This is a genomic window from Lutibacter sp. (assembly GCF_046055765.1).
Classification (GTDB): Bacteria; Bacteroidota; Bacteroidia; order Flavobacteriales; family Flavobacteriaceae; genus Lutibacter.
In genome coordinates, this window is sequence record NZ_JASFZF010000064.1 from 22,133 (window position 1) to 28,950 (window position 6,818).

Here is a 6,818-nt window from a genome sequence, read left to right on the forward strand (position 1 = left end):
AAAAAGTATTAAAAATGAAAAGTGTATTAGTCTATTGTGAAGTTGAAAATGGAAAAGTAGCAGATATAAGTCAGGAATTACTATCCGCAGGAAAAAGATTAGCTGAAAAATTGGGATCTCCATTGGAGGCAATGGTGTTTGGAAAAGATTTGTCAGAAATAAAAAATCAAATATCACCTTTTGGTGTAGATAAGTTGTTTGTTGGTGATGATTCTAGATTAGAGCCATATAGAACTTTACCTCATGCAGCTTTAGCAACTAAAGTATTGAAACAAGAAGATCCTCAAATTGTATTGTTTGGAGCAACTTCAGTAGGGAGAGATTTAGTGCCAAGATTGGCATCAGTATTAAATTGTGGTTTAACTGCAGATTGTACAATTTTAGATATTGGAGATCATTTTGTTAAAAAGGAAAAAAAAGAATATAAAAATTTGTTGTATGCTATTCGTCCGGCTTTTGGAGGTAGTATTATGGCAAATATTATTAATTGGGATATGCATCCTCAAATGGCAACCGTTAGAGAAGGTGTCATGAAAAAAGAAATATTTGACGAAAATTATACAACTGAAGTTATCAAAATAGATGTTGAATCAACTGTTAAGGATGAAGATTTTGTAGTGAAAATTATTGATCGTCATATTCAGGAATCTGGAGTAAATTTAAAAGATGCACCAATTATTGTGGCTGGTGGTTATGGTGTTGGATCAAAGGAAAATTTTCAACATTTAGAGGAGTTAGCAGAATTATTAGGTGGTGAAGTTGGTGGTTCAAGAGCCGCAGTTGATGCTGGTTTTATTGATCACGATCGTCAAATTGGTCAAACGGGCACAACAGTTCGTCCAAAATTGTACATAGCAGCAGGTATTTCAGGAGCAATTCAGCATACTGCTGGTATGCAAGAAGCATCAATGATTATTTCAATTAATAATGATCCTGATGCTCCAATAAATAAATTAGCTGATTATGTAATTCATGGAGATTTGGGAGTTGTAGTTCCTAAAATGATTAAGTTTTATAAAGAAAACGCTAAATAAAAAGTAATTAAAAATATAGAGTTTGAAATAAACTCAATACATAAAAAAGTATATAATGGATAATTTTTTCAAAGATACTCCCAATTTTAAATTTTATTTGCAACACCCAATTGTTCAGAAAGTTGTTAAATTAAAAGAACGTGGTTTTGTTGAATCTGAAGAGTATGATTACGCACCTTTAAATCATGAAGATGCAATTGATTCTTACGAAAAAATATTAGATATAGTTGGTGAAATTTGTGGAGAGACAATTGCTGAAAATGCTGAATCTGTAGATATTGAAGGGCCTCATATTGAAAATAACGAAGTAGTTTATGCGAAAGGAACTACTGCAGATTATAATGCATTGTATGATGCAGGTTTAATAGGGATGTCTTTACCAAGAAAATATGGAGGATTAAATTTTCCATTATTACCTTATGTAATGGCTGCCGAAATGGTTGCTAGAGCTGATGCAGGATTTGCTAATATTTGGGGGCTTCAAGATTGTGCTGAAACTATTTATGAGTTTGGTTCTGAAGAGCAAAAAGATAAATATTTACCTAGATTTAATAAAGATGGAGTAACGGCTGCAATGGTTTTAACTGAACCAGATGCCGGTTCAGATTTACAATCTGTAAAGTTAAAAGCTACTTATGATGAAGATAAAAAAATATGGATTCTGAATGGTGTAAAGCGCTTTATCACAAATGGAGATGCAGATATATCATTGGTTTTAGCAAGATCTGAAGAAAACACAACAGATGCGAGGGGTTTATCGATGTTTATTTATGATAGAAATAATCACGCGGTTGAAGTTCGTCATTTAGAAAAAAAATTAGGAATTAAAGGGTCTCCAACTTGTGAACTAGTATTTAAAAATGCACCAGCAGAATTAGTTGGTAAAGAGCGATTTGGGTTGATTAAATATGTAATGGCACTAATGAATTCTGCTCGTTTAGGCGTTGGAGCTCAATCAGTTGGTATTGCAGATGCAGCATATAGAGAAGCTTTAAAATACGCTAAAGAAAGAGCGCAATTCGGGAAGGTTATTGTTAATTTCCCTGCAGTGTACGAGATGATTACGAATATGAAAGTAAGGATAGATGCACTTCGGTCTTTATTGTATGAAACAACAAGTTTTGTAGATCTTTCCAAAGCTTATGAAGAAGCTATGAAAGAACGAAAATTAGAGAAAGAAGAAAGATTAGAAATGAAAGCTTATGCTAAATTGTCAAATGTTTTTACGCCTCTAATTAAATTAACAGCAAGTGAAGCTTGTAATACAATTGCTTACGATTCTTTACAAATTCATGGTGGAACTGGATTTATGAAAGATTTCCCAATTGAAAGAATTTATAGAGATGCCAGAATTACATCAATCTACGAAGGTACTACTCAATTACAAGCAGTAGCAGCAATTAAAGGAGTTACTACAGGTGTTTTTTTAGAACAAATTAAGAAGTATGAAAATGAAGTTTCTGAAGAAAACATAGTTTTAAAAGAAAAGCTTCAAGAAATGACAGCTGATTATGATTTTATTAGTCAAAAAATTATTGATACAGGCAATACCGAATTATTAGATTTTCATACAAGAAGATTAGTGGAAATGGCTGGTAATATAATTATGGGATATTTATTAGTGTTAAATAGCCAGCGCGACGAAAGCTTTACTAAATCTGCTAAATTGTACGCAAATTTAGCAAAGTCTGAAAACAGAGAAAAATTTGATTATATAACTAATTTTGATGTTGAAGATCTTAATTTATACAAAATAGAAATAGCCGAAGTTTAAGCAGAAATATTATTTAAATTTTATAGACCTATTTTGTTAAATACAAAGTAGGTCTTTCTTTTTAATTCCATAAAATAACTTAACTTTGACTTTGAAAAAAAATCTACTGTTGGAGTTACAATTTTCCATAATTATACCAGTTTATAATCGACCTCAAGAAATTGAAGAGTTATTACATAGTTTAACGAAACAAACTTATACAAATAATTTTGAAGTTGTAATAATTGAAGATGGATCAGAATTGAAATCTGATAAAATTGCTTCAAAATATTCTAAAGAATTAAATGTTAACTATTTTTTTAAAGAAAATAGTGGAGCAGGAGCAAGTAGAAATTATGGAATGCAAAAAGCAACAGGAAATTACTTCATAATTTTTGATTCAGATTGTATCATCCCACCAAATTATTTAATTGAAGTTAAAAATGCGTTACGTTTAAAATATACTGATGCCTTTGGAGGTGCTGATGCTGCACATGAATCTTTTACGGTAATACAAAAAGCAATAAATTATAGCATGACTTCCTTTTTAACCACAGGAGGAATAAGAGGGAGTAAGAAAGCTGTAGATAAGTTTCAGCCTAGAAGTTTTAATTTGGGAATTTCAAAAAAAGCGTTTGAGATTACAAATGGTTTTAGCGATATGAAAATAGGTGAAGATATTGATTTAACTTTTAGATTATGGGAACATAAATTCGAAACACAATTTATAGAAAACGCATTTGTATATCATAAACGAAGAGCAACATTTCAACAATTCTATCATCAAACTTTCGCTTTTGGAAAAGGTAGACCATTTTTAAATAAAAAATACCCTAAAACAGCGAAAATCACGTATTGGTTTCCGAGCTTATTTGTTTTAGGTTTAGTTATTTCTCTAGTTGCTTTAAGTTTAGGATTTACTTTATTTATGTATGCTTATGGAATTTATTTTCTGCTAATTTTTATTGATTCGTTTATTAAAAATAAAAATATTGCTGTTGCATTTACTACTATTTTCACAACACTAACTCAATTTTTTGGATATGGATTGGGCTTTTTAAAAGGAATATTTACGACATAAAAAAAGGCTAAAACTTTCGTTTTAACCTTCTTCAATTATTTAAAATTTAAACTACTCAACTTTATCAGTTCCTTTCGTAATTTTTATTGTTAATTCTTTTGATTCTTTATCTAAATCCATAAAAATAGTATCACCTTCATTCAATTTAGAATTTACAATTTCTTCTGCTAAAGCATCCTCAATATATTTTTGAATTGCACGTTTTAATGGTCTTGCACCATATTGCTTATCAAAACCTTTATCTGCAATATAATCTTTAGCTTCATTAGTTAAAGTAAGTTTATAACCTAAATCTTCAATTCTTAAAATCAATTTTTCAAGCTCAATATCTATAATAGAATGGATATCTTTCCTTTCTAAAGCATTAAATACAACCACATCATCAATTCTATTTAAAAATTCTGGCGCAAACGATTTTTTTAATGCATTCTCTATTATGCTTTTGGCATTAGCATCGGCTTGTGCTTCTTTCGAAGCTGTTCCAAATCCAACTCCAGCACCAAAGTCTTTTAGTTGACGAGAACCAATATTAGAAGTCATAATAATTATGGTGTTTCTAAAGTCAATTCGTCTACCTAAACTATCAGTTATGTAGCCATCATCTAATATTTGAAGTAGCATATTAAATACATCTGGATGTGCTTTTTCAATTTCATCTAATAATACAACAGCATAAGGTTTACGTCTAATTTTTTCTGTAAGTTGTCCACCTTCTTCATAACCAACATAACCAGGAGGAGCACCAATTAAACGAGATATAGCAAATTTCTCCATATATTCACTCATATCAATTCTAACCAATGCATCTTCATTATCAAACAATTCTGTCGCTAAAACTTTAGCTAATTGTGTTTTACCAACTCCAGTTTGGCCTAAAAATATAAATGAACCAATGGGCTTGTTTGGATCTTTAAGTCCAACTCTATTTCTCTGAATAGCTTTTACCACTTTAGAAACAGCCTCATCTTGACCTATAACTTTACCTTTGATAAGATTCGGTAAATCATGTAGTCTTTCAGTTTCGGCTTCAGCAACTCTATTTACGGGAATACCTGTCATCATAGAAACTACTTCAGCAACATTATCTTCTGTAACAATTTCGCGATTTAATTTAGAGGCTTCTTCCCATCGTAATTGTTCGGCTAATAATTGTCCTTCAATTCTTTTTTCATCATCTCTTAACCTAGCTGCTTCTTCGTATTTTTGACCGTTTACTGCCGCAGATTTATCTTCCTTAATTTTTTCTAACTGAGCTTCTAAACTTAAAACCTCTTTAGGAACCACAATATTTGTAATGTGAATACGAGAACCAGCCTCATCTAAAGCATCAATTGCTTTATCTGGTAAAAAACGATCGGTCATATACCTATTTGTTAATTTTACGCAGGCAATTATTGCTTTATCTGTATAATCTACATTATGGTGTTCCTCGTATTTATCTTTTATATTTTGTAAAATTTGAATAGTTTCATCAACTGATGTTGGTTCAACTATAATTTTTTGAAATCTACGTTCTAAAGCACCATCCTTTTCAATATTAGTACGGAATTCATCTAAAGTTGTAGCTCCAATACATTGGATTTCACCTCTTGCCAATGCAGGTTTTAACATATTTGAAGCGTCTAATGAACCTGTTGCGCCACCAGCCCCAACAATGGTATGAATTTCATCGATAAATAAAATGATATCTTCATTTTTTTCTAATTCATTCATTAAAGCCTTCATGCGTTCTTCGAACTGACCACGATACTTTGTCCCAGCAACTAGACTTGCTAAGTCTAACGAAATAATGCGTTTATTAAATAAAATTCTAGATACTTTACGTTCAATGATACGTAACGCTAAACCTTCTGCAATTGCAGATTTTCCAACTCCAGGTTCACCAATTAACATTGGATTGTTCTTTTTTCTACGACTTAAAATTTGAGAAACACGTTCTATTTCTTTTTTTCTTCCTACTACAGGATCTAATTTACCTTCTTCTGCCAAACGCGTTAAATCACGCCCAAAATTATCTAAAACAGGTGTTTTAGACTTCTTCTCTGTAGGCTTAGCTCCTTTTGGCTGTTCAAATGGATTTGATTTTGGTGAATCAAAATTATCATCTGAAGTATTTTCTGCTTTTGGTAAATCCATATTTTCGTTTAAATAGGTTTGTTTAAATACCGTTTTCACATCATCATAACTTGCGCCAAAATTGTGCAATAACTTGGTGGTAGGATCATTTTCATTTCTTAATATACATAGTAATAAATGTGCAGTATTTACGGATTCACTTTGATATAGTTTAGCTTCTAAAAATGTTGTTTTTAAGGCTTTTTCAGATTGTCTTGTTAAATGCAAACTTTTCTTATCATTTTCGAAACCTACCGAAGGATTAGCAGGGCTTAAAACTTCAATTTTTCTTCGTAAATGATCAAGGTTAATATCTAATGAATTTAAAATCTCAATTGCTTTCCCAGCTCCCTTTCTTAATAATCCTAGCATTAGATGTTCTGTACCAATAAAATCGTGCCCTAAACGAAGGGCTTCTTCTTTACTGTAAGCAATTACATCTTTAACTTTTGGTGAAAAATTATCGTCCATACTTTTGTGTTTATATTGTAAAATTAACTGATTTTTTTCTTTTTTATGTACAAAAACAACACCACTTTTTTAAAATCTAGTAAAATAGTCGCTATGTATTATTAAAACTTACTGATAATCAAGATGTTAAAATGTTTATTTCGTATGATTTATTGTTGATAAATAATACAAAAACAACTAAAGAAATAACTTGTAAAAAAGTGAAAAATTGTATATTGCTTTGTTAAATTACGAGACTAAAATAAATTTAAAAATATATGGCTGACGGAGAAAAACTGATACCAATTAATATTGAAGATGAAATGAAATCTGCTTACATTGATTATTCAATGTCAGTAATTGTTTCAAGAGCATTACCAGATGT

4 protein-coding genes are annotated in these 6,818 nt (G+C 30.7%); 3 read left to right on the top strand and 1 reads right to left on the bottom strand.

The annotated features are described in order from the left end of the window. Positions 1-14: 14 nt before the first annotated feature. The 3 genes from QM495_RS06905 to QM495_RS06915 all read left to right on the top strand — a co-directional run bounded on the left by QM495_RS06905 (position 15) and on the right by QM495_RS06915 (position 3,868). Positions 15-1,034, top strand: a complete 1,020-nt coding sequence (locus QM495_RS06905) for an electron transfer flavoprotein subunit alpha/FixB family protein (protein ID WP_408671378.1) — start codon at positions 15-17, stop codon at positions 1,032-1,034. A 55-nt stretch (positions 1,035-1,089) separates the two neighbouring features. Then, positions 1,090-2,808, top strand: coding sequence for an acyl-CoA dehydrogenase family protein (locus QM495_RS06910; RefSeq protein ID WP_408671379.1), 1,719 nt, complete (start codon positions 1,090-1,092; stop codon positions 2,806-2,808). Positions 2,809-2,917: 109 nt separating this feature from the next. Further along, entirely contained in the window at positions 2,918-3,868 is a 951-nt protein-coding gene (locus QM495_RS06915; protein ID WP_408671380.1) for a glycosyltransferase, read from the top strand. A gap of 51 nt (positions 3,869-3,919) precedes the next feature. Here the strand turns inward: QM495_RS06915 and QM495_RS06920 are convergent, their stop codons facing one another. Next, positions 3,920-6,454 carry an ATP-dependent Clp protease ATP-binding subunit gene (locus tag QM495_RS06920; protein WP_408671381.1) on the bottom strand — a complete coding sequence of 845 codons (2,535 nt, stop codon included), beginning with the start codon at positions 6,452-6,454 and terminating at the stop codon, positions 3,920-3,922. Between the last annotated feature and the right edge of the window lie 364 nt (positions 6,455-6,818).